Annotated in this window: 18 protein-coding genes; 8 read left to right on the forward strand and 10 right to left on the reverse strand. The window is 63.1% G+C overall.

Going from position 1 to position 22338, the window contains the following annotated elements; translation table 11 throughout:
* Window positions 1–55: 55 nt before the first annotated feature.
* Window positions 56–730: a haloacid dehalogenase type II gene (locus LDN90_RS06620; protein ID WP_216926907.1), complete on the reverse strand. Its 675-nt coding sequence runs from the start codon at window positions 728–730 to the stop codon at window positions 56–58.
* Between the two features lie 62 nt (window positions 731–792).
* Window positions 793–1977, reverse strand: coding sequence for an N-methyl-L-tryptophan oxidase (gene solA / locus LDN90_RS06625; RefSeq protein ID WP_223948432.1), 1185 nt, complete (start codon window positions 1975–1977; stop codon window positions 793–795).
* Between the two features lie 156 nt (window positions 1978–2133).
* Between solA and LDN90_RS06630 the strand changes: the two genes are divergently transcribed.
* The 4 genes from LDN90_RS06630 to otnC all read left to right on the forward strand — a co-directional run bounded on the left by LDN90_RS06630 (window position 2134) and on the right by otnC (window position 5790).
* Window positions 2134–3036, forward strand: coding sequence for a LysR family transcriptional regulator (locus tag LDN90_RS06630; protein ID WP_223948433.1), 903 nt, complete (start codon window positions 2134–2136; stop codon window positions 3034–3036).
* Window positions 3037–3138: 102 nt separating this feature from the next.
* A complete protein-coding gene (locus LDN90_RS06635) occupies window positions 3139–3807 on the forward strand; it encodes an aspartate/glutamate racemase family protein (RefSeq protein ID WP_223948434.1) in 669 nt (222 codons plus the stop codon).
* Window positions 3808–3847: 40 nt separating this feature from the next.
* Window positions 3848–5164, forward strand: a complete 1317-nt coding sequence (gene otnK / locus LDN90_RS06640) for a 3-oxo-tetronate kinase (protein ID WP_223948435.1) — start codon at window positions 3848–3850, stop codon at window positions 5162–5164.
* Entirely contained in the window at window positions 5161–5790 is a 630-nt protein-coding gene (gene otnC, locus LDN90_RS06645; RefSeq protein WP_216926912.1) for a 3-oxo-tetronate 4-phosphate decarboxylase, read from the forward strand. The genes otnK and otnC overlap by 4 nt, the downstream gene beginning before the upstream one ends.
* A gap of 18 nt (window positions 5791–5808) precedes the next feature.
* Here otnC and LDN90_RS06650 read toward each other — a convergent pair whose 3' ends face one another.
* The 3 genes from LDN90_RS06650 to nirB are packed head-to-tail and all read right to left on the reverse strand — an operon-like array spanning window position 5809 to window position 10695.
* Window positions 5809–6966, reverse strand: coding sequence for a uroporphyrinogen-III synthase (locus tag LDN90_RS06650; RefSeq protein ID WP_216926913.1), 1158 nt, complete (start codon window positions 6964–6966; stop codon window positions 5809–5811).
* Between the two features lie 10 nt (window positions 6967–6976).
* Window positions 6977–8011, reverse strand: a complete 1035-nt coding sequence (cobA, locus tag LDN90_RS06655; protein ID WP_223948436.1) for a uroporphyrinogen-III C-methyltransferase — start codon at window positions 8009–8011, stop codon at window positions 6977–6979.
* Between the two features lie 8 nt (window positions 8012–8019).
* On the reverse strand, window positions 8020–10695 hold the full coding sequence (gene nirB / locus LDN90_RS06660; RefSeq protein ID WP_223948437.1) for a nitrite reductase large subunit NirB: 2676 nt from the start codon (window positions 10693–10695) through the stop codon (window positions 8020–8022).
* 282 nt (window positions 10696–10977) lie between these two features.
* Between nirB and nirD the strand changes: the two genes are divergently transcribed.
* Window positions 10978–11346, forward strand: a complete 369-nt coding sequence (nirD, locus tag LDN90_RS06665) for a nitrite reductase small subunit NirD (protein ID WP_223948438.1) — start codon at window positions 10978–10980, stop codon at window positions 11344–11346.
* A gap of 21 nt (window positions 11347–11367) precedes the next feature.
* On the opposite strand, the gene LDN90_RS06670 is transcribed toward nirD, so the two are convergent.
* From LDN90_RS06670 to LDN90_RS06680, 3 genes are all read right to left on the reverse strand, one after another.
* Window positions 11368–13113 (reverse strand): phospho-sugar mutase, encoded by a 1746-nt coding sequence (locus tag LDN90_RS06670; RefSeq protein WP_223948439.1) that lies wholly within the window; start codon window positions 13111–13113, stop codon window positions 11368–11370.
* Between the two features lie 100 nt (window positions 13114–13213).
* Window positions 13214–14845 carry a glycoside hydrolase family 32 protein gene (locus tag LDN90_RS06675; protein WP_223948440.1) on the reverse strand — a complete coding sequence of 544 codons (1632 nt, stop codon included), beginning with the start codon at window positions 14843–14845 and terminating at the stop codon, window positions 13214–13216.
* Between the two features lie 93 nt (window positions 14846–14938).
* Window positions 14939–16540 carry a glycoside hydrolase family 68 protein gene (locus LDN90_RS06680; RefSeq protein ID WP_216926919.1) on the reverse strand — a complete coding sequence of 534 codons (1602 nt, stop codon included), beginning with the start codon at window positions 16538–16540 and terminating at the stop codon, window positions 14939–14941.
* Window positions 16541–17043: 503 nt separating this feature from the next.
* On the opposite strand from LDN90_RS06680, the gene LDN90_RS06685 reads away from it, so the two are divergent.
* Together LDN90_RS06685 and LDN90_RS06690 are read left to right on the forward strand one after the other, a co-directional pair.
* Window positions 17044–17730 carry a hypothetical protein gene (locus tag LDN90_RS06685; RefSeq protein WP_216926920.1) on the forward strand — a complete coding sequence of 229 codons (687 nt, stop codon included), beginning with the start codon at window positions 17044–17046 and terminating at the stop codon, window positions 17728–17730.
* Window positions 17727–19022 carry an Ig-like domain-containing protein gene (locus LDN90_RS06690; protein WP_223948441.1) on the forward strand — a complete coding sequence of 432 codons (1296 nt, stop codon included), beginning with the start codon at window positions 17727–17729 and terminating at the stop codon, window positions 19020–19022. Before LDN90_RS06685 ends, LDN90_RS06690 begins: the two co-directional genes overlap by 4 nt.
* Window positions 19023–19029: 7 nt before the next feature.
* Here the strand turns inward: LDN90_RS06690 and LDN90_RS06695 are convergent, their stop codons facing one another.
* Window positions 19030–19830: a purine-nucleoside phosphorylase gene (locus LDN90_RS06695; RefSeq protein WP_223948442.1), complete on the reverse strand. Its 801-nt coding sequence runs from the start codon at window positions 19828–19830 to the stop codon at window positions 19030–19032.
* A 130-nt stretch (window positions 19831–19960) separates the two neighbouring features.
* Here LDN90_RS06695 and LDN90_RS06700 point away from each other — a divergent pair, with 130 nt between their 5' ends.
* A complete protein-coding gene (locus LDN90_RS06700; protein WP_216926923.1) occupies window positions 19961–21370 on the forward strand; it encodes an NAD(P)H-quinone dehydrogenase in 1410 nt (469 codons plus the stop codon).
* A gap of 101 nt (window positions 21371–21471) precedes the next feature.
* On the opposite strand, the gene LDN90_RS06705 is transcribed toward LDN90_RS06700, so the two are convergent.
* Complete coding sequence (locus LDN90_RS06705; RefSeq protein WP_223948443.1) at window positions 21472–22221, reverse strand: MBL fold metallo-hydrolase; 750 nt, start codon at window positions 22219–22221, stop codon at window positions 21472–21474.
* Window positions 22222–22338: the final 117 nt, after the last annotated feature.

Raw genomic sequence — 22338 nt, forward strand, 5'->3', positions numbered from 1 at the left:
CCGGAGGGGAGCGACGCTCAACGCGTCGTTCCCCTCCGGCGGTTTCTGCGAAGGTCTAGAGGCCGAGCTTCTTGTTGAGCTCGTCCAGGGACTTCACGGTGGCGATGTTGTACCCGTCGGCGAAGGGTTCAGCACCCCGGTCCAGCATGACAAGGTCACGGAAACCCAGGTTGTACATGGGGATGTGGTCATACAGGGGGTGCGAGGAGACGTGCAGGAAGTCCTCCGGCTTGGCGTTCAGGGTGTCGAGCATGTACTCGAACGCTTGAAGACGCGGCTTGTAGGCCTGGGCCTGCTCAGCGGTAAACACCGCGTGCCACTCTGCTCCGAGCTTGGGAATGCTGATGTCCAGGAAACTGTCATCGGCGTTGGACAGAGCCACCAGCTTGTAGTTGTCGCCTTGGAGCTTCAGCGCGGCCGGCACATCCTCGTGGGCGACCGAGCTGCGTACCGCTTCAGCAAGTTCTGCGCCGGCACCAGGGGTCGGTCCAATGCCAAACCGCTTGCACGCGCGGTCGAAGGCACTCTGAAGGATCTCAACGTAAGGCTTGTAGTCGCCGTTGACCTCGTCGAACCGGTACGCGCGGAATACCTTCTTGAAGGCAAGCCACTGTTCTTCGGGGATCCGGTCGGCGAGCAAGCGCTGGGTGGTGGGATAGATGTTGAAGTTGATAAGGGTGCCGTAGACATCGTAGGAGATGTACTTCGGCCGGAAGTTCGTGTCTGCCATGATTCGTCCGTTCTTAAGGATCTTGTATTTTTTGGGGGTAGAGGTGGCTGTCGATGCTTAGCTCAACTCAGAGCCAATGAGGAGAGCCGTGCGTCCGGTCCGAGGAACCTTGCGGGGTTCATGAAACTGACGTCCGTGTCCGTTGTGCCGTCCAGCACGAGGTCCGCGGCAACGGCTCCCAGTGCGGAGGCCATCTTGAAGCCGTGGCCGGAGAAGCCGGCAGCCGCCACCACGCCTTCCATTCCGGGAACCATCCCTAGCAGCCCGGTCGCGTCAGGTAAGTGACCATCCGCGCACACGGCAACTCGAAGGGGCTCTGGAACCAGTCCAGGAATGAATTCCCGGACCCACGCCCGGATGGTGTTCAAATGCTGGGGGTCCCAGGTGTGAGGCTTCTCCATGGACTCAACCTCATCCAGGAATATGCTCGCCACCACTTTCACGGTCCAACCGTCAGCACTGGGGAATCCGTAGAACTGGGCTTTGTCCGGCCTCCCGTCTTCCTCGGCCCTCCGGAGGAAGACGGGCATATCTTCCCTGCAGAATGTTGCTGGGTCCGCAGCGGGAAACCAGGTAAGGATTTGCGGCAGAACGGAAAGGTGGACGCCGAGTTCCTTGCAGAGTGCTCCCGCACCGTTGCCTTGGGAGATGATCACCCGGGAGGCAATGATTTCTTCCTGGTCGGTCCGGACAAGGTATCGGTCACCATGCTTCTCAACGCTCTGAGCTTTCCGGTTACCGAGGAACCGTGCGCCAAGGCGGGCGGCCTCTGCCAGGGCGGCCGTAACGGCCTTCTCCGACTTCAGGTACCCGCCCTCCGGATCAAGGATCGTGACGTCCGTGTCCCTGATTACGTGCTCGGGATACTTTGCCCTTGCTTCGTCGCCCCGGAGGAGCTCGTAGTCAAGGCCGTTGTCTTTGCCTGCCGCAAGGAGGGATGCCAGCCGGGGGTTGTGGTCGTCGTAGATCGTGACAGCGCCGGTGGTGCTGAGTAGCTCGGTACCGGTGACTTTCTCCAGTTCACGCCAGAGGTCTTGTGACCTCTGCAGGAGAGGGGTGTAGTGCCCGCCTTCTGCGTAAACCTTGCGGAAGATACGGGATTCGCCGGCATAGGCGGAGAAGGGCCCCGGGATTGAAAACCTGTCAATTCCGATGACCCGCTGGCCGCGGGAGGCGAGCTGCCAACTTGCCATGCTTCCTACAGAGCCGACTCCGACGACGACGACGTCTGTTTCGAGTGCAGTCATGCTTTACCTTGCTTTCCCTTATTGCGCGCCGTTGTCCCGTTTTCGCTGGAGCTACCTCGGCTGTGGCTTCCAGTCACTCGAGCGTACGACACAAAAAGAAGGTGATTAAGGGGCCGTGAGACAATGCATTGTTTCCAAAAACGAAAGAAGCAGGAGATGGACCTTACATCGATCGATGATTTGGAGTTTTTTGAACAGATTGCCCGTTCCCAGAGCCTCACTGAAGCGGCCAGGAACTGGGGAAAATCGGTGTCTGCCGTCAGCAAACGGCTTGCAGCGCTCGAGTCACGGCTAGGGGTAGCGCTGGTACGGCGCAGCACCCGCCGCCTGACCCTCACCGAAGAGGGGCAACGCTATGCGACAGGTGCTGTGGCTATCCTGCAGCAGAAAACAGATCTCGAAGACGCGTTGTCCGTACAGCACGGTGAGCTCAAGGGACGACTCCGTGTGCACTCGAGCCTGGGCATCGGACGCAAGCACATTGCGCCGCTGTTGGGGGAGTTCGTCCGGCAGCACCCCCTGATTCAGATAGACCTGGAGATCTCGCCGCTGCCTCTGAACATAGCTGGCACGAATTTCGACATTGCTGTCCGCGTCGGCGGATTGTCGGACTCCAGGCTCAAGGGAAAACTCCTCGCGCCGAACCGGAGGATTGTGTGCGCGGCGCCGAGCTACATGGAAGGTGCCCCGCCGCTGCAGACCATCAGGGACCTGGAACGGCACAACTGCATCGTCCTGCGGGAAAACAACGCCGACTATTCGCTATGGCGCTTTGGCGGGAAGGGGCAAGAATACGTCGACGTCAGAGGCAACATGATCAGCGACGACGGAGACGTAGTGACCGACTGGTGCATCCAGGGCCTTGGCTTGATCATGCGCTCTACGTGGCACGTCAACCCGCTGATCCGTCAGGGAGTACTCCAGCAGGTCCTGCCGGACGTCCCGACACCCAACGCCGATATTTTTGCCCTCTACCCGTCCACTGCCAAAACACCACGCCGGATCACCGCCGCCATCGAACACCTGCGGCAGGGGCTCGCGACCAGGTTGGGGTCCTAGCTTCCCGCTGACGGGTCTATCCGCACTTCTTTCGTTCTTGGAAACAATGCGTTGTCTGGTGCGCCGTTAATCAGCAGCTTCTTGTGCCATACGCTGATTTGCATGACTAACCCCCCGGTCCTTGCAATGCTGCACACAGTCCCTGGCTTGGTTAAGGACATGGAAGCCCTGGCCTCCGAGGTAGTCCCTGGCATTCGTGTCCTGCACTATGTGGATGAGTCCTTGCTCCAGGACACCATTGCCAGGGGAACAACTCCAGGACACGTTCGGCGCCGTTTGGTGGACTATGCCCGCTACGCCGAGGAATCAGGCGCCCAGGCATTGTTGGTGAGTTGCTCCTCCATCGGCGAAGCCGCAACCGCCGCAGAGGACTTTGTCTCTATCCCCGTCCTGCGCATCGACACTCCCATGGCCGGGCTCGCCGTCGAATCGGGCGCCAGGATCGGCGTGCTCGCGACCCTGTCTGCAACCCTCGGCCCAACCACCCGGCTTGTCCGGGACTCAGCCCAGCGGCGGAACAAAAAGCCCGAAATCACGGCCAGAATAGTCGACGGCGCTTTCCAGGCTCTGCGCGCAGGTGACCGTTCGATGCATGACAGCTTGGTGCTTGCCGCTTTCATTGAACTGGCAGCAGAGTGCGATGTGATCGTTCTCGCCCAGGCGTCGATGGCCCGCGTCATTGAGCACACCCAAGGACAGCCTGAAGGACCCCTCGTGCTGGCTTCGCCAGATTCTGGAATGAGCCAGCTCAGCACTCTTTTTCCTTCCTAAGACTCGTAACCAGAGCCGTCAACCGAGAAAGATACAGACCATGCCAGACACACCAACGAAGGCCAATGTCACTTGGTTGGGCGTCATCGCCGACGACTACACAGGTGCCTCGGACGTGGCCGGCACCCTTGTCAGCGCCGGAATGCGCGTGGTGCAGACGTTCGGTATCCCCGACGCGTCGATGCAGCTGCACGATGTTGACTGCATCGTCATTTCGCTGAAGACCCGCAGTGTGCCGGCTGCCGAGGCAGTAGAACAGTCTTTGGCCGCGGCACGTGCCCTGAAATCCCGCGGCGTGCAGCAGCTCTACTTCAAGTACTGCTCCACGTTCGACTCAACTCCGGAAGGCAACATCGGCCCAGTGGCAGATGCCTTGCGCGAAGAGTTCGTCCCGGCCGGCCAGATCACGGTGGTTGCTCCAGGAACTCCCGCATTGCGCCGCACCGTGTACAACGGCGTGCTGTTCGCCGGCACGGACCTCCTGCAGGAATCGTCCATGCGTCACCACCCGCTGACCCCGATGACCGATTCGAACGTGCCACGGCTTCTCCAGGCCCAAAGCAGCAACCCTGTGGGTCACATCGGCTATGGCGCAATAGAAGCAGGAGTATCCGCGGTTAGGTCGGAACTCGATACCCTGGGCAGCCAAGGCGCCGGGTACGCGGTGGTGGACACACTCAACGACCGTCACCTCGCAGTCCTCGGGGCTGCACTCCTGGATCACCCGCTCGTCACCGGCGGATCAGGACTGGTGGGAGGGCTGGCCGCCACCCGCAGGTTCCGCGGACAACCGGACCCGGCGCATGCTGCCCGTCCAAGTGGCCCTGCTGCAGTGGTCGCCGGCAGTTGCTCCGAGATGACGAATGCCCAAATCCGGGCGTTCCGCGAGGTGTACCCCTGCTTCCTGGTGGATCCTGTCGCCATCGCAGAAGGACGGGACGTAGTGGCCGAAGCGCTGATGTTCGCCAAGGAAAATCTTCCGGGCGGCCCCATCCTGATCCATTCCTCTGCTTCTCCAGAGGAAGTCTTGAAAGCCCAAACGCATCTTGGCAAGGACCGGGCCGCCGAAATAACCGAAGGCAGCCTTTCCGCGATTGCCGAAGGACTCGTCGGCTTAGGTTGCCGGCAGCTCATCGTCGCCGGCGGAGAAACCTCCGGGGCTGTGGTCCGCAGGCTTGGCATCACCACAGCCCGAGTCGGCAAGGAGGTCACACCTGGTGTGCCATGGCTGAAAACCGAAACCGACGCCGAGTTGTCCATCCTGCTCAAATCCGGAAACCTCGGAGACCCGCGGCTCTTCCTTCACGCATGGGACCACGGCCGCATGGGACCACGGCCGATGACGGGGATGGGATGACTGCGATGGATAGTCGCCAGGAGCTCGTCCGGCTGGCCAGGTCCCTGCATCAAAGAGGGCTGACCAGGGGAACATCGGGAAACCTTAGCCTCAGAGTGGACGGCGGAATGCTGGTCACTCCCACCAACGCCTCCCTGGGTGAACTCAGGACAGAAGATCTGGCAATGGTCTCCGGCACCGGAGAACACCTGTCCGGGGCCCGTCCCTCCAAAGAGGCCTTCCTGCACCTGGCCATGTACCGGGCAAGACCGCAGGACCATGCCGCAGTCCATCTGCATTCCACTTACGCCACCGCCCTATCGTGCCTGGCAGAGCTGAATGACGACGACGTTCTGCCACCTTTGACGGCCTACTTTGCCATGAGGGTTGGACGGCTGGTCCGGTTGCCATATTTCGCACCGGGCGACCAAGGCTTGGGCGGGACGGCCCAAAAAGCTGCGGAATCGAGCCATGCCCTGCTGCTGGCCAACCACGGACCGATCGTTTCTGCGCCTTCTCTGCCACAAGCAGTGGACGCTGTTGAAGAAGTAGAAGAAACAGCCCGACTGTTCTTTCTCCTTCAAGGCCACGCGACACGTCCCCTGCAACCTGCCCAGGTGGCTGAACTTTCCGCACCCCGCGCGTAGCTAAGGAACCTAACGAACCTAAGCGCGGAGCCGGTACCCGCGCTTCACGACGGTTTCTATGAGCCTGCCGTCCGGAAGCGAGGAACGCAGCCGGCTGACAGTCATGTCCAGGGCGTGCACGGAACCGCGGAGGTCCAGGAGATCCGAGAGCGCTTCACGGGACAGCACCGCACCGCCGGCGCCGAGCAGGGCCCGGAGCAGCAGGAGCGGGGCCGGGGCAAGATCAATCACTTCGCCGTTGATCCGCAAGCAACGCCCGCGGAGTTCGATGGTGGCGCTCTTGGTTTCCAGCCGGCGCACATGGTTCAAGGACAGGTGCTCCGTCACCAGGCGGATCAATGCGCCCATACGGTAACGGTCGGGAATGAGTGGCGTCAGCCCGGCGTCGACCAGTGGCTGTGCGGTGACGGGCCCAACGGCGGCAACCGTGACGGGCCCTTTGAGCGCTTCAATAAGCTGGCGGTACAGACCCATCTCGTGTGCCGTGCTCCACATTGCGTCCACTGCGGGGGCGCTGGTGAAGGTCAGGACGTCAAGGTTGCCATTGCATACGGCCTCGATGAGGCGCGGCAGTTTGTCCTCGCCGTCGGGCTTGACCCAGCGGTATGGCGTCACCGTCAGGACCGTGGCGCCGGACATCCGGAGGCGCTCCAGCTGGCGAACATCGGTGTAGCCGTGCAGCTGCACGGCCACGGTCTTGCCCCGGACGCCTTCAGTGAGGAGCATGTCCACAAGGGTCGCTGTGGTTTCGTCACTGCTGATTCCGACGTCGGCGAGACCGGCCGCGCGGACGGCACCGCGGGCTTTGGGTCCCCGAACGAACATGCGGCAGGCCGAGAGTGTTTCCAGGAGTTGCTCGCCGATGCCGAAGGAGTCCGCTGCCTCGCACCAGCGGCGCATGCCGTAGGCAGTGGTGGCGATGCAGATATCCGGTTTGGCGGCAATGATGGTGCGGGTGTCCTCGATGAGGACCATGTCCTCCTGCACGGGCGCGATCTTCAAGGCCGGGGCATGGAGCACGCTCGCGCCGCGCCGTTCCAGAGCCTCGATGAGGTCCCTGGAACGCCGGTGCGAGGTGACGCCGATGCGGAAGCCGTCCAGCGGCGCTTCGGTAGCTTCTGAAACGTCCGTGGCGGTTGTGACGTCTTGGATTTCAAGGGCACGTGCAACAGTCATTGATTTACTTTCAGGCTTCAAGGAGCGAAGCCGCGAGTCGGCTCAGTTCAGCGGATGCTTCGGCATGATTACGGTTGGCTTCAGCCACCCGGACCACCTCGCCTATGACCAGCACGGCCGGGTTGCTGCAACCGGTGGCTGCCGTTTCGATCGTACCTAGATCGGCGATGGTGGTGCGTTGGCCCGGGCGGTAGCCGCGCTCCACCACGGCCATCGGCATGTCGGCCTCCATGCCGGCCCGGCGCAGGCCGGCGGCAAGCTGCGGGAGGGTTCCGATGCCCATGAGGACCACGATCGTGCCGCCGAGTCCTGCCAGGTGGGTGTGTTCCTTTTCTGTCAGTGGGGCATGTCCGGAAACCACGGTGAACATGTGGCTGACCTCGCGGTGCGTTACCGGAATCCCAGCTGCAGCCGGAACGGAGATAGCGCTCGTGACGCCGGAGATCACGCGGACGGGAACGCCAGCGGCAACACAGGCGGCCACTTCTTCGCCGCCGCGGCCGAACACGTACGGGTCGCCGCCCTTGAGCCGGACCACGTTCTTGCCAAGCAGTGCAGCTTCCACCATGAGTTTTTCGATGTCACGCTGCGTGACCTTGTGGTGCCCAGGCTGCTTTCCAACGTCCACCAACTCGCCGGACGTCAGGTCAGCCAGCTCCTGGTACGGGGCCAGACGATCGTAAAACACGACGTCGGCATCGCGTAGGGCGTCCACCGCACCAACCGTGAGCAGATCCAGGGCGCCCGGACCACCGCCCACCAGGGTCACCTGACCCTCGGTGCCTGGTGCCGGCTCGAAGGCAACCGGAATCCCGGCGCCGCCGCAGCGTTCCACCAACGGCTCCCAACCTGTGTCGCCGTCGTCCACCACTGCCACCAGGAACGGACGCTCGGGTAGCGGTCCGTCGCCGGGTGCGCCGACAGGGGTGGTGAGGCGGAACACGTTGGCCCCGGCAGCCTCGTAGCGGCGAACGGCTTGGCGGGCGGCTTTTTCGGATCCCGTGACAAGGACGTCGCGGCCTGTGAGGTCAATGGTGAGCTGCATGGGTTCCCCTAGTTCTCTGCGCCGACAGGTTCTGCGCCGACGGGTTCTGCGCCGACGGGTTCTGAGCCGACAGTTTCGCGGCGGACCGGGATAGTGGAGGCGATGAGCACGCCGCCCTTCTCCTCGTTCGTCGCGGGACGGATCTGGCCGCGCTCCGGAACGAAGGAGATGGACTCGTCCTTCTGGTTGGGGGCGTTGACGAAGGAACGGAAACGACGGAGGCGCTCCGGGTCCTTCAACGTCTCAGCCCACTCGTCCTCGTAGGTGTCGATGTGCTTGGCCATGGCGGCTTCAAGCTCCTCGGCGATGCCCAGGGAGTCGTGTACCACTACTTCCTCAACGTGCTTGATGCCGCCGTCGAGCTCTTCCTGCCAACGCGCGGTGCGCTGCAGGCGGTCGGCGGTGCGGATGTAGTACATGAGGTAGCGGTCGATGTACTTCAGCAGTGTTTCGTCGTCCAGGTCCTTGGCAAGCAACTGGGCGTGTGCCGGGGTGGCACCACCGTTGCCGCCCACGTACAGGTTCCAGCCATCAGCCGTGGCAATGACGCCCACGTCCTTGCCACGGGCCTCCGCACACTCTCGGGCGCAACCGGAAACGCCCATCTTCAGCTTGTGCGGGCTGCGGAGGCCCCGGTAGCGCAGTTCCAGGGCGATGGCCATGGCTACGGAATCCTGGACGCCGAAGCGGCACCAGGTGGACCCAACGCAGGACTTCACCGTGCGCAAGCTCTTGCCGTAGGCCTGGCCGGACTCGAAGCCGGCATCGACCAGTTCCTTCCAGATGTCCGGCAGCTGCTCCAGGCGGGCGCCGAACATATCGATGCGCTGGCCACCGGTGATCTTGGTGTACAGGTTGTACTTTTCGGCGACCGCTGCGATGACACCGAGACCCTTGGGAGTGATTTCACCACCGGCAATGCGCGGAACCACCGAGTAGGTGCCGTCCTTTTGCATGTTCGCCAAGGCGCGGTCGTTGGTGTCCTGCAGGGAACCACGGCCGGCATCCAGGACGTAGGCAGAGTGCTGGCTGGCCAGGATGGAGGCGATGGTCGGTTTGCAGATATCGCAACCTGCACCCGTGCCGTACTTGGCCATGATCTCCTCGAAGGAGGTCAGTTCCAGGACGCGGATGGCGTCGAACAACTCCTGGCGGGACAGGCTGATGTGTTCGCATAGGGCCTTGGAAACCTCGATGCCGGACTTCTTCAGTTCGCCTTCGAGGAGCTTCTTCAGCATGGGGACACAGGAACCACACTGGGTGCCGGCACGGGTGCAGCCCTTGAGCTCGCCGAGTTCCTGGACCGGAGCGTTGCCCTCGCAGGCACCGCAACCGTTGACGGTGTCCCGAATGGTTCCGGCGGACACGTTGTTGCAGGAGCACAGGATCGCATCGTCCGGCAGCTCGGTTTCCGGTGCCTCGCCGCCACCGGCAGCGCTCAGGAAGGCGCCGGGTTCGGCGGGCAGTTCGCGTCCCAGCAGCGGGCGCAGGCTCATGTAAGGGGAAGCGTCACCGACGAAGATGCCGCCCAGGAGGGTCTTGGCATCGTCAGTGGTGACGATCTTCTGGTAAACGCCACGGGCGGGGTCTGCGTAAACAATTTCGAGGGAGTGCTCGGTCCGTGCGAAGGCGTCACCGAAGCTCGCCACATCCACGCCGGACAACTTCAGCTTGGTGGCCGTATCGAATCCCGGGAACGTCGCCTCCCCGCCATGCAGGCGGTCCGCCACGATTTCGGCCATGGTGTTCGCCGGGGCAACGAGGCCCAGGCACATGCCCTCGAAGTTGGCCACTTCACCGATGGCCCAGATTCCGTCCACCTCAGTGGCACAGAAATCGTTGATCACCACGCCGCCGCGCTGGCCCAGGCTGAACAGTTGCTCTTCGCCTTCGGCTGCGCGGAAGAGGTCATCGCGCGGCTTCACACCGATAGCCACGATCACGAGGTCCGCATCGATAGTGCGGCCGTCTGCCATCAGGACTCCGGTGACCTGGCCGTCGTCGTCCGTCAGTACTTCGGACGGGAAGACACCGCCGTGGACCTCGAAGCCCTTCGCTTCGATCAGGCGGCCAAGTGCCTGGCCGGCGCCCTCATCCAGCTGCGTATTCATGAGCCACGGCGCACCGTTGATGACGATCGGTGTGGCGCCCAGCTGCTCAGTGCCTGCAGCGGACTCAAGGCCCAGCAAGCCACCACCTATGGTGACCGCGTTAACCTTGCGGCCCAGCTTCCCACGAAGCTCTGCAATGGCTTTGTTGATGGCCCAAACGTCCTCGAGCGTCCGGTAAACGTGAGTGTGCTCGGAACCAGGGATGGGGAGCCTGGCTGCATCCGAACCCGAGGCAACCACCAGGTGGTCGTATTCGTACTTGTTGCCTGCGGCCGTGAGGACACTCTTGGCAACGGAGTCAATCTTGACTGCGCGTTCGCCGGTCTTCAGCGTCAGGGCCTCGTGCTCCCACATGGCAGCGTCGCCCAGGGTGAGGTCTACGTCGGTTTCCGTCAGGGCCTTGCTCAAGGCAACGCGGTCGTAGGGGAGGTGCGCTTCTTCGGTCAGCACCGTAACCTGCCAGCCTTCAAGACCGCGGTTGTACATTGCGTCGGCGAAACGGTGGGCCGCAGGGCCGCCTCCGACGACAACGATGCGGCGCGGGTTCTCTGTACTTGAAGTGTGTCCGGTCACTGGTGGGCCTTTCGCAGATGTTGCAGACGGATCTCCGCAACTTGTGCCTCCAGCCTAGGGACGGGCAGTTTCGCTTCAGTTTCCCCTTTGTTTCGTGATCTTAACTTCTGCATCACGAACGCATTTCGCCAGGTGTGAGGTCTCTTTTACGCACCCGACACAAATGCGCACCCCCGATGAAACACCCGCGTCCTAGCTTTGAAGAGTGGCCGCAAGCGTGGCCCGGTCCGGGGGAGTGAAGGTGGAAAATGCCAGCGCCCGGACACAGTGAGAGGGGCTGAAATGACCGTAATTCTGGACCGTGCCGACGAACTGACTACTACCGCCGTTGGCGAATGGCACCGTGTGTGCCCGGTGGACGAACTCGAAGTGGCCTGGGGCGAAGCGGCACTCATCCAGGGCCGCCAGGTAGCGTTGTTCCGCATCGCACCCGGCGAAGTCTTCGCCGTCGCACAGCAGGACCCGGCCACCCTGGCCAACGTCATGGCCCGCGGCATTATCGGATCCCGCGGCAGCCGGCCGACCATTGCGTCGCCGCTGCACAAAGAGGTCTATGACCTCGAAACCGGTGAGTGCTTCACCGACCCGGACCTCAAGCTCGCAACGTTCGCCACCCGCCTTGTGGATGGCTACCTCGAGGTTGAACTCTAGGAACCCGCCAGACTCCGGCGGCTACAAGCCCAACGCTTCGCGGACATCCCCAAGGACATCGTCCAGGGATGTCCGCGCTGCTTGGCGTGCAGCGGGAAGCTCTGCCGCCGACTCCACCGCCTGGATGACCTCCAGGTAGCACTTTAGCTTTGGTTCCGTGCCGCTGGGCCGGATGATCACGCGGCTCTGGTCCCGCGTGAGGTACAAAAGCCCGTCCGTGGGCGGCAAGGATTCGCTGCCTTCGGCAAGATCGGTGAAAACCTCGACGCCGGAGCCTCCAAACGCTTCCGGCGGGTTGACGCGCAAGCGGTTCATCATGGCGTCCAGGAGCCCCAGGTCCGCCACGCGGATGCTCAACTGGTCACTCGCATGAAGCCCGTGCACCAGATACAGCTCATCCAGGGTGTCGAAGATCGTCTTGCCCTCGGCCTTTGCGGTTGCCGCCAATTCCGCGATCAGAACTGCCGCTGAGATGCCATCCTTGTCCCGGACCAGATCCGGCGCCACACAATATCCCAGCGCTTCCTCGTACCCATAGGTGAGTCCCGGGACGCGCGAAATCCACTTGAAGCCCGTGAGTGTTTCCTCATGGGCATAGCCCGCTGCAGCTGCGATGCGTGACAACAGCCGTGAGGAGACGATCGAGTTGGCGAAGACGCCTGCCCGGGGTTCTTCGCTGGCACCGGCCGCCATACGCGCGACGATATGGGCGCCGAGGAGCGCACCAACTTCGTCCCCGCGCAGCATCCGCCAGTCTCCGGTTGCGGGGTCAACCGCAGCAACTGCCGCCCGATCGGCGTCGGGATCGTTGGCCAGGACGATGTCTGCATCCAGGTCCGCCGCGGCCGCAAGGGCCAGGTCCAAGGCGCCTGGCTCTTCCGGGTTGGGAAATGCGACAGTGGGGAAGTCCGGGTCAGGTTCGGCCTGCTCGGCGACGAGGGTGACGTCCGTGAAGCCAGCAGCGTTCAGCACGGATACGGCTGTTTCACCGCCCACACCATGCATGGGGGTGAGGACGATCTTCAGATCGCGGGCGGGGAAGTGCTCTGCGTCCACGAGTCCCGCCATTGCCGCCTGGTAGTCCGCGGCGATTGAGCCGGGCAGTACTGTCCAGCCAGCCGCGGCCAGCTCGATCGACTCCAGCGTGCCCACGGCCTCAATCTTTTCCGCAATCTGGGCATCGTACGGGGCCACTATCTGCGAGCCCCTGCCGCTCTCTGTCACGGCGTGCCGGCCAAGATAGACCTTGTAGCCGTTGTCCTGCGGGGGATTGTGGCTCGCGGTGACCATCACGCCGCCGTCGCAATCCAGCGCCCTGACCGCATAGGCGAGCAACGGCGTCGGGAGCGCTGCCGGCATCAGGAAGGTTTCAATCCCGGCCGCAGTGAAGATGGCAGCCGTCTCTTCCGCGAAAATGTCCGAGTTATACCGGGCGTCAAAGCCGACGACGGCGCGCGGCCGGGTACCCGGCGCAGCTGCGGCCACCACTTCGGTCAGGAACGCAGCCAAGCCAGCCGCTGCCCGGCGCACCACCACCCTGTTCATTCGGTTGGGACCTGGCCCGAGGGCAGCTCGAAGGCCGGCGGTGCCAAACTGCAGGGTGCCATTGAAGCTGTCGCCCAGTTCCTGGACTGCTCCTGCGTCACCGCCGCTGGCGAGGTCGGTGAGCTCAAGGAGAGCGGCCGACGTCGTGGGGTCCGGATCGTGGGAAGCCCATTCGCGGGCGTCGGTGAGCAGCTGGTTAAGGGCGGCATCGCTTGATGTCATAGGGACAAAACTATCCTCATTGCCCACGTCAAAGGCAACGCGGGGTCAGATACGGCCCATAAATCCTGTCGTAATGGGCCGTATCTGACCCCGCGTTGCTTTAGAGCGCGCGGGATTGGACGGTGAAGTCCGTGTTCCCATCCATGCTGAACACAGAAGATCCCGTGTTGTCCCAGTCCGGGAAGAAGGTGTCCGAAATAACCGCTGCCCCATCCTGGGCGAAGACCTCTACGGACGAGGAATCCAGGAGGATGCGCAGGTGGACCTTGCCATCGCTGCCGGAGGAGGGCAGGGCAACCTCATGGTAGGGACTGAATTTCTCGGAGAAGTTGCTGGTGCCGGCCTTGGAACGGTCAACCTTTACTGTGCGCTTTTCCTTGTTGTAGGAGATACGCAGGCTAGCGCTACCGTCAGCGGAGCGACGAAGAAGAATTCCTGCTTCCCGCGCAGAGGTAAGGTCCATTTCCAGCTCAATGAGCTGCGTACGGCTGGCAAAATCGGCGCCAAGATCCTGCGCCTCCGGCCCGACGGTGAGGTTTTTGCTCTTCACCTCACCTGAGTGTTCAAGTGTTTCCCTTGCCACGCCGGCAATGGCTGATCGCAGTTCGAGCCGTTTCTGGCCCCGGACCAGGGTGAGTTCGCGTGGGATTGCCATGGACCCGCGCCACGGCGTGGTGGGAACGTGTTGGGCGTAGTCCCAATTGCCCATCCAGCCAAGGAGCACGGGCTTGCCGCCGGGTGCTCCGGAGATGGAGTTGGCCGCGTAGTAGTCGGCGCCGTGGTCCAGCCACTGGGATTCGGTGAGCGGAGCGTCGGCGGGCGCGGCGTTTTCGGCCGTGAAGCGGGTGCCGTCGAATTCGCCGACGAAGTACTGCATGCCTGAGCCACCTGCGATGCCGCCGGGGTTGATGCTCAGCAGCATGACCCACTTCTTCGCGGAGGAATCCTCTACGTCCATCTGGACGAGTTCCGGCACCTCCCAGAGTCCGCCTTGGGCACCGACCCCGGAGAAATCACTGAGGAAGTCCCAGTGGAGAAGATCCGTGGATTTGAACATCTTCACTACCTGCGCGTCCGCCACCACCGTGGTCATCACCCAGTACCGGCCGGGCTCGTACCAGGTGATCTTGGGGTCGCGGAAGTTGTTGTTGGTAGGCGCCAGGTTCAGGACGGGGTTGCCCTTGTACTTCTGCCAGGTGCTTCCGTTGTCCACGCTGAAAGCGACGGACTGGGCCTGGGAACCTTGGGGGAGCGCGCCGTTCTTTCCATATGCACTGGTGTAGAGGGCCACCATGGGTGGGTTCTCCCCAGTCCCCAGTCCCGAGGCGTTGTTCTTATCCATCACGATCGAGCCGGAGAAGATTTCCTCCTGCGGGCTCGCCTCCATGGCAACAGGCTGCTGTTCCCAGTGGACCAGGTCCTTGCTGGTGGAGTGGCCCCAGGACATGTTGCCCCATGAGTTCCCGCGAGGGTTGTACTGGTAGAAAGCGTGGTAGGTCCCGTCATGGTAGACGAGGCCGTTGGGGTCGTTGAGCCAGTTCTTTTCAGCCGTCAGGTGGACTGCGGGCCGCCACGGATCTGAAGCGGATGGCCGGTGCCCGCCCGGGGCGGGGGCCGGCGTCGGGCTTTCCGGTGCTGGAGCAGTGCAAGCGGCAGCGGAAAAAGCGACCACGACGGCGGCACTTGCGGCCAGCAGGTGACGGCGGGAAAGGCGGGGATTGGGGTAAGTCATGGGGAGAAATCCTGGGGTTGGGGGTTGGCAGGGGTGCCGGCCCTTGTGGAGCCTGCACCCCTGCCGTGGCCTTACGGCCGAGGGTAGTGCGGCCTACTTGTAGAGGCCTTCGCCGCCAACACGGAGGTTGGTGGGCAGGTAGCCGAACGGGCCGAGGCCGTTCTTGCCGAAGGTGCGGTCAACCTGCGTCACGCCACCCTGGAAGTTCATCTTCACGGTGGGGGACAGGGAGCCGCCGCGGACGCCGTCCACGTTGTCGATGAACGACTGCACGAGGCCGCCAGGCTGTACGTAGTGCGAGTAAGCCTGGAACTGGCGACCATTCTGGCGCGGGTCCGGACCCTCCGGCGCGTTGGCCGGCATGTTCAGGTCCGTGGGGGAGCCCAGGGCCAGGCCGCTGTTGTTCACCGGCTGGAAGTCGGAGCGAACGCCGTTGCCCACGAAACCGTAGACGCCGTCCGGGCCGCGCATGCCATCCGCGTAGGTGAACTGGTGGCTGATGGTGAACAGGTAGTACTTGTTCTTGCCGTTTTCGTTCTGGATGAAGATCTGCGGACGCTCAGTTTGGTCGTTGACGCAGTTCGCGGACAGGATCGGGGGCAGGAAGCTCCACTTGGTCAGGTCCTTGTTGTCGGCCACTGCCAGGCCAACATTCGCGGTCTGGTACCAGGCGCCGGTGGTGGTGTTGACCTGGTCCAAGGTTTCGGCGTGGGGATCGCCGGGGCGGTAGCCGAGGTCTTCCTGCTTGCACTTGTAGTCACCGCGGGTGCCGCCGGTGTTGCCTTCGAAGACCATGAAGGTCTTGCCTGGGTGGGCCGGGTCCGCGAAGGTGTACGGGTCACGGAACGCGAAGCCCGGGTTCTGGGCCTTGTTCTGGTACAGCTTTCCGTCCGGCTCAAGGAGCTTGGTGTGCTCGAAGCCGTCGAAGGTCACGCCGTCCTGGTTGGCGTGGATGTTGCCCAGGGCCTTGGCAATGACAGCATCCGGGGCAATTCCGCCGCCGCCTGCATTGCGCTCAGCGACGTCGTAGAACGTGGTGGCCGTGTAGAAGACGTTGACCTTGTTGCCCTGCATGAGGCGCGTGGAGCCGGACCATTCCGTGTTGCCGATGGACGTGTTGTCCAGGAACAGGTGTCCGCCGTAGTTCCACTTGTCCTTTGCAGGATCAGCGTTGGTCTTGCGGAAGAAGTATCCGATCCGGGCGTTCCAGTGGCGCTGGTCGAAGCCGTAGCCTGCGTGCCGGTCAGCAACCAGGGAGAAGATGACGTCCCAGCCCTTGTAGCTGATCTGGTTCGCGTTCTCGTCCGTCAGGGACCAGGTGTCCCACACCCAGACGTCGTCGTTCATGGCGGGGAAATCCTTGGGGATTTCCGGCATGGTGACGTCGGGGCTCATGGAGTTCTGGCCCGGAGCAACGTTGGTGTTGCTTTGTGCCATGATCTGCTTCGCGTCGGCGCGGGTCCATTTGGACGTAAAGTCGGCCGCCGGGTCGTACGCCTCCTGCGTGTGGAGGCTGGGGAGCGGGAAGCCGGGGGTGGGGGCCGGCATGGTGCTCGACGGCGGGTCGGCCGGCAGGTTGGCCTGGGCGGCCGGGGTCACCAGCAGGATGCTGCCGGCAACGCTGGCTGCGGCTGCGAGGGCTGCTGCCTGTCGCAGACGGCGGCGCGGCCGTGTTGGGGTTGAGTGCGTGTTCATGCTTGCTCTTCTCGCGGAGTGTTGGACTTCGTGGAGTGCTTATCAACTCCGGCGTCCATCGATCCGCTGAAGGCGTCTTCGAGGGACGCCATCGTTTCGAGGTGCGGCGGTCCCTTATGGGGTTCTCGCCGCGGCGGTTCCAGTACGTCGACTTACCGGAACGACTCCCACGCTAAACACGTGTGAGGCCCAAATCAAACAACATTTCACGGACGCAAAAGCACTTGTCAGACATATGTGTGCAAGCGTTTACATTTCCATTGCGCGCGCGTGCCACAGCCTGGCCGCTGGATCAAATGTTTCGAAATAAAACTGACTTATTCTGAGAATTCACTGTGCGTTTACGTGGGCTCCGTTTGACTTGACGCTCTACCATTCCTGGCCTATGCGGCAGTGCTCGGCGGGAAACTCCTTCTAAAAGTCCAATCGGTGGACGTAAAATGTGGTAGCGATTCCGGAGCACCCCTGCGAACCGGACCCCGCCTGTTGTGAGCTGGTGCTGCATGTGTGAGTTACCAAAGCGCCGTTGGCGGTCCTCCCTGACTCCATTGCGCCTCGTGCTCGCGGTCCTGGCTGTGGCAGCGATCGTGGCGGGCTGGTTGGTTCCGGATCTTTTGTCCGCCCTTCCCATTGGTGCAGGCCTGCTGACCTTCGCCGTGGCCGTCCTCATGCCCGCTATCCGGGAAATCGAGCTGGGAGCTTCCCCCAGCATCAAGCTGGCGCCTGCACTCAAAGACCGCGAGGACGAGCTCCGCAGCGTCTTCGAACGGCAGAAGGGGGACATGGAGTACTGTGCCCACTTGCTCTGCGACAACGCGGAAACTGCACGCAGCTTGCTGGAGGCGGCGTGGTCCCAGTCGACGAACGCGTGGAAGGGGCCAGTGACGCCCCAGCTGCGTGTCTACACGCTGTGCGTGTTCGTGGAACTCCTGAAGAAACACGAACACTGGCTGCAGAGCCGTGAAGGCAAGACGAAGGGGACCAAGGGACCCAAGACAAAGAACGGCAAGAGTCCATTGGCGAGGTTGTCGTACGACGAGCGGGTCGCCGTCGTGCTTCATGTCTTCGCAAACCTGACCGTTGGCGAGATTGCCGGGATGACTGATCGTCCGGCCCTGGAGGTCGGCAAATCATTGGCGGCCGCCGAAGAGAAAACCAATCGCCTGGCGTTGGAAGAAGGCCGGCCGTGAGGGACGCGCTGCGGGAGCGGTTGTTGTCCGAGGCTGCGCTTCATGCGAAGACCAACCCGGCCGACCTGGACCGTGCCTTGGGCGAAGGAATGTCCACTATCCGGCGAAGGCTGGTTCGAGCCTGGGTGGTGGTGATCGTGGCCGCCGTGCTCGTGACGGCCGGGCTGGTGGCTCTGCGCGTGCTTCTCGACAGGCAACCGGCAGTGCTGGAATCCATCGCCGTGAGCGCTCCGGCGAGCTCGCTCCACCCCGAGGCCATCCTTCAATTGTCCGCGGAAGCTACCTACAGCGATGGCTCACACAGTCCGCTGCAAGACGGCGTTGAGTGGGCCTCGGACAACCTTGCGGTGGCCGGAATCAGCGCAGACGGCAAGGCGACAGCGGTTGCGCCGGGCGTTGCCGGCCTGACAGCAACGGTCGACGGCGTCTCCGGACGCTTCGAGCTCACGGTCACCACGCCGGGAACGGCCTCGCTGAAGGCCCTGCGCATCACTCCGGGCGATGCGGAGGCCGACCCCGGAGGCAAGATACAGCTACTCGCCGAGGGAACGTACAGCGATGGGTCACTGGGGAGGCTCAACGTCACAGCTATATGGGGGTCCCGTGATCCAGGCATAGCGACCGTGGACGGCGACGGCCTGGTCACCGCTGCAGCTCCGGGCACGGCCATCATCTCCGCCTCCCAGGATGGGTTCGAAGCCACTGCACGCATCACTGTCAACACTGCACCGCCGGCCAAGATCTCCGGCCTGGCGATCGAGCCCGCCGAACTCACGATCAAGCAAGGGCAGACGCACCAAATGATCGCAGTAGCCTCGTACACGGACGGGACCACCAAACCCGAGTCCAGCGTGACCTGGTCAACGGGGAACCCCAAGGTCGCAACAATCTCCGCCTCCGGGCTCGTGACCGCGCAGGGCCTGGGGCAAGTGCTCATCGAAGCCAAGCACGTGGACGCCGATGGCACGGAATGGAAAGCGCAATCGAAGGTGACCGTGGAGCATGCGGTGATTCGCGTCGTCGTGGGTCCTGCTGGCCCGCACGCACTCGAGCCGGGCGCCACCGTCCAACTGACCGCCACCGTCACGTACAGCGACGGCAAACCCGGGAAGCCGGTCATTACTTGGGCGTCAAGCCGCCCGATCATCGCCTCTGTCAGCAATGGGTTGGTGCGGGGAGGCCCCGTGCAAGGTCAGGTGACCATCACGGCCACAGCGGACGGCGTGTCCAGCAACGGGGTAGTGGTCAGCGTTGGTCCAACGATTCCAACGCAAGGGCCGGTAAAGGGCTAGCAGGCCTTTAGAGCTTGGCGATGATCTCCGCCAGCAGCGAGGAGATACGCTTTCCTGCCGCTTGGCCGGCCTCGAGGACCTCGGCGTGGCTCAGCGGAACCGGGCTGATTCCCGCGGCAAGGTTGGTGACCAACGAGATGCCGAAGACCTCCATTCCTGCATGTCGTCCGGCGATGGCTTCCAACGCCGTGGACATCCCCACGAGGTCAGCGCCGATGCGCTTGGCGTACTGGACCTCGGCCGGCGTCTCGTAGTGGGGACCACTGAACTGGGCGTAGACACCCTCCTGCAGTGAAGGATCCACCTCGCGGGCCAGCTGCCGGACGCGTGAGGAGTAGAGGTCCGTGAGGTCCACGAAAGTGGCTCCCTCAAGCGGGGAAGTGGCCGTCAGGTTGATGTGGTCGCTGATGAGAACAGGCGTGCCCGGGGTCCAATCCTCGTTGAGGCCACCGCAGCCATTGGTGAGGACCAGCGTCTTGCAACCCGCAGCTGCGGCCGCGCGAACGCCGTGGACGACTGAGCGGACACCCTTGCCTTCGTAGTAGTGCGTCCTGGCGCCCAGGACCAGGGCGCGTTTGCCTTCCTTCGTCAGGACGGAGCGGATGGTTCCCACATGGCCCACGACGGAAGGTTGGTGGAATCCGGGAACCTCTGAGGCATTCAAGGTGGCAGTGGTTTCACCAATGAGGTCGGCAGCTTCGGCCCAGCCGGAACCGAGTACCAGCGCCACATCGTGGGACTCAACGCCAGTCTCGGCGGCAATGAAGTCCGCGGCGGCCCGGGCAGCTTCGAAAGGATCTGTGTTCATCAGCTCAGTGTTACTCACTGGTACAAGCTACCTTGCGTGCGCGGCAATTTGGTAGGGACGCGCACGACGCTCCGGGGGTGAGGCTGGGCTGACTGGCAGCCTGAGGTGCAATGAGCGAGAATTGAGGATTGTGACCACCCAAGTTGACTTCAGTTCCCCCCGTATCGCGATTCTGGGAGGTGGTCCCGGAGGATATGAAGCCGCCATGGTGGCCGCTTCCCTCGGCGCAAAAGTCACCATCATCGAGCGGGCAGGCCTTGGCGGCTCCGCCGTGCTGACCGACGTCGTGCCTTCCAAAACCCTTATTGCCACCGCCGACCTCATGACGCGCGTCGCTGAGGCGGACGAGCTGGGCGTCAAATTCGACGGTGACGGTGGCGGCTCCAAGCCCCGCGCCGATCTGAAGCACATCAACAACCGCGTCCTGGATCTGGCCCGTGGACAGTCCCACGACATCCGCGCCGGGCTGGAGCGCCTCGGCGTGGAGATCGTGATCGGTTCCGGCAAATTGCTGGACAACAACACCATTGAGGTGCTGACCCTTGAAGGCGTCCGCACCATCGACGCCGATGCCATCCTGCTGGCGGTGGGCGCACACCCGCGCGAGCTCCCCACTGCCAAGCCCGACGGCGAACGGATCCTCAACTGGGCCCAGATCTACAACCTGGACGAGCTGCCCGAGGAACTGATCGTGGTGGGCTCCGGTGTCACCGGCGCCGAGTTCGCCTCCGCCTACAACGGCCTCGGCTCCAAGGTCACACTGATTTCCAGCCGTGACCAGGTTCTCCCCGGCGAAGACACGGACGCCGCCAAACTGCTGGAAGGCGTGTTCGAGCGCCGCGGCGTGCACGTGTTGTCCCGCTCGCGCGCCAACGCAGTTGAGCGGACCGACGACGGCGTGAAGGTCACCCTGGGCGATGGATCGGTGGTCACGGGCTCGCACTGCCTGGTGTGCGTTGGTTCCATCCCCAACACCGCCGGAATCGGCCTTGAGGAAGCCGGAGTGACCTTGACGGAGTCCGGCCACATCAAAGTGGATGGCGTTTCGCGCACCACCGCCCCCAACATCTACGCTGCCGGCGACTGCACGGGCGTGTTCGCGTTGGCGTCCGTGGCCGCCATGCAGGGCAGGATCGCGGTTGCGCACTTTATGGGCGATGGCGTGAAGCCGCTCAAGCTCAACCAGGTGGCCTCGAATATCTTCACGTCCCCGGAAATTGCCTCGGTCGGCGTTTCCGAGGCCGATCTCGCCTCCGGCAAGTACCAGGGCGACGTCGTGATGCTCTCGCTGCTCAGCAATGCCCGCGCCAAGATGCGCAACACCAAGGATGGCTTCGTCAAGATCATCGCCCGCAAGGGATCCGGCACTGTGATTGGCGGCGTGGTGGTGGGGCCGAACGCTTCGGAGCTCATCTTCCCCATCTCCGTGGCCGTCACGCAGAAGCTGCACGTTGATGACGTGGCCAGCGCTTTCACCGTGTACCCGTCATTGACCGGGTCCATCTCGGAGGCTGCGCGCCGGCTGCACGTACACATGTAAGCTCATTGCTCCTGTGGCGCCCGTTTCGACGGCTGGCTGCGTGCTAGATGGTTGGAACCGTCTAACGCGCAGCGAGCCATCGAAACGGGCGTTTTACGTTCCTAGGTACGCAGCGCCGCGATGGCTTCAGCGAGGGACATGTGCAACGCCGGACCGTGGCCGGGCAGGATCACGTTGGCCTGGATGGTGCTCAGTGAGCGTGCCGCTGCGAGGGCGGTCTCCGGATCCGAGTGGTACATCCGGTGCAGCATCTGCGGGCCCGATTGTGTGCTGATCGGATGGCCACTGGCAAACGTGTCGCCTACGGCAATGGTCTGCGCACCGGGGATCAGGATCGCCGCATTGCCGGGAGTATGCCCGGGCAAGAGGATGGCTTCCGGCTGGCCAGGCAGGCTCTGGAGCCTCTCCGGGGTCCATGCCTCAGCCCGTGTTGCCGGTTCGGCTTGGAGGGCCTTTGCCTTGATGACATGGAGGAGCCAGCGGAAAACACGTGGCCGCCACGCCCGGATAATCACCTGACCGAACGTAACCTGGTGCTTCTCCTTGCCCTGCACGTGGGCGAGTTCCTCAGGGGAACACAAAATGGGCGTGCCGAACGTCCGGGAGAAATAGGCTGCGGACCCTGTGTGGTCAACATGGCCGTGGGTGATGAGCATGGCTTTGGCATCAGCTGGCTCGAGTCCAATTTGGCGGATGGACTTTAGTATCAGGTCCCTGTCCGCCGGGTACCCGCCGTCGATCAGTAAGTAGCCCCGCTCATCCGGGGACGCAGGGGCATCGCGGACAATGACCCAGTTGGATGCGGGTCCTTGGACGAAGTGGATTCCCGGAGCGGGTTCAGTGATGTTCACCCCGAAAGTCTAGGCGTGCGAGTTCGTGGGAACAGGCAAGCCCGAGCAACGAATTCGCGGGAAGCCTGCGAGCACGCAGGGAAACTTCCCACGATCCCGCAGCTTTCCCGCGAACTG

Origin of the sequence: Arthrobacter sp. NtRootA1, from assembly GCF_019976975.1 — a bacterium.
Lineage (GTDB): Bacteria > Actinomycetota > Actinomycetes > Actinomycetales > Micrococcaceae > Arthrobacter > Arthrobacter aromaticivorans.

What these genes read in the sequence shown, in the direction of transcription:
- cobA (WP_223948436.1), bottom strand. Translation starts at nt 8,011, where the DNA reads ATGCAGCTCACCATTGACCTCACAGGCCGCGACGTCCTTGTCACGGGA.
- otnK (WP_223948435.1), top strand. Translation starts at nt 3,848, where the DNA reads ATGCCAGACACACCAACGAAGGCCAATGTCACTTGGTTGGGCGTCATC.
- nirD (WP_223948438.1), top strand. Translation starts at nt 10,978, where the DNA reads ATGACCGTAATTCTGGACCGTGCCGACGAACTGACTACTACCGCCGTT.
- LDN90_RS06650 (WP_216926913.1), bottom strand. Translation starts at nt 6,966, where the DNA reads ATGACTGTTGCACGTGCCCTTGAAATCCAAGACGTCACAACCGCCACG.
- LDN90_RS06670 (WP_223948439.1), bottom strand. Translation starts at nt 13,113, where the DNA reads ATGACATCAAGCGATGCCGCCCTTAACCAGCTGCTCACCGACGCCCGC.
- solA (WP_223948432.1), bottom strand. Translation starts at nt 1,977, where the DNA reads ATGACTGCACTCGAAACAGACGTCGTCGTCGTCGGAGTCGGCTCTGTA.
- otnC (WP_216926912.1), top strand. Translation starts at nt 5,161, where the DNA reads ATGACTGCGATGGATAGTCGCCAGGAGCTCGTCCGGCTGGCCAGGTCC.
- LDN90_RS06695 (WP_223948442.1), bottom strand. Translation starts at nt 19,830, where the DNA reads ATGAACACAGATCCTTTCGAAGCTGCCCGGGCCGCCGCGGACTTCATT.
- LDN90_RS06620 (WP_216926907.1), bottom strand. Translation starts at nt 730, where the DNA reads ATGGCAGACACGAACTTCCGGCCGAAGTACATCTCCTACGATGTCTAC.
- LDN90_RS06685 (WP_216926920.1), top strand. Translation starts at nt 17,044, where the DNA reads ATGTGTGAGTTACCAAAGCGCCGTTGGCGGTCCTCCCTGACTCCATTG.
- LDN90_RS06680 (WP_216926919.1), bottom strand. Translation starts at nt 16,540, where the DNA reads ATGAACACGCACTCAACCCCAACACGGCCGCGCCGCCGTCTGCGACAG.
- LDN90_RS06635 (WP_223948434.1), top strand. Translation starts at nt 3,139, where the DNA reads ATGACTAACCCCCCGGTCCTTGCAATGCTGCACACAGTCCCTGGCTTG.
- LDN90_RS06630 (WP_223948433.1), top strand. Translation starts at nt 2,134, where the DNA reads ATGGACCTTACATCGATCGATGATTTGGAGTTTTTTGAACAGATTGCC.
- LDN90_RS06675 (WP_223948440.1), bottom strand. Translation starts at nt 14,845, where the DNA reads ATGACTTACCCCAATCCCCGCCTTTCCCGCCGTCACCTGCTGGCCGCA.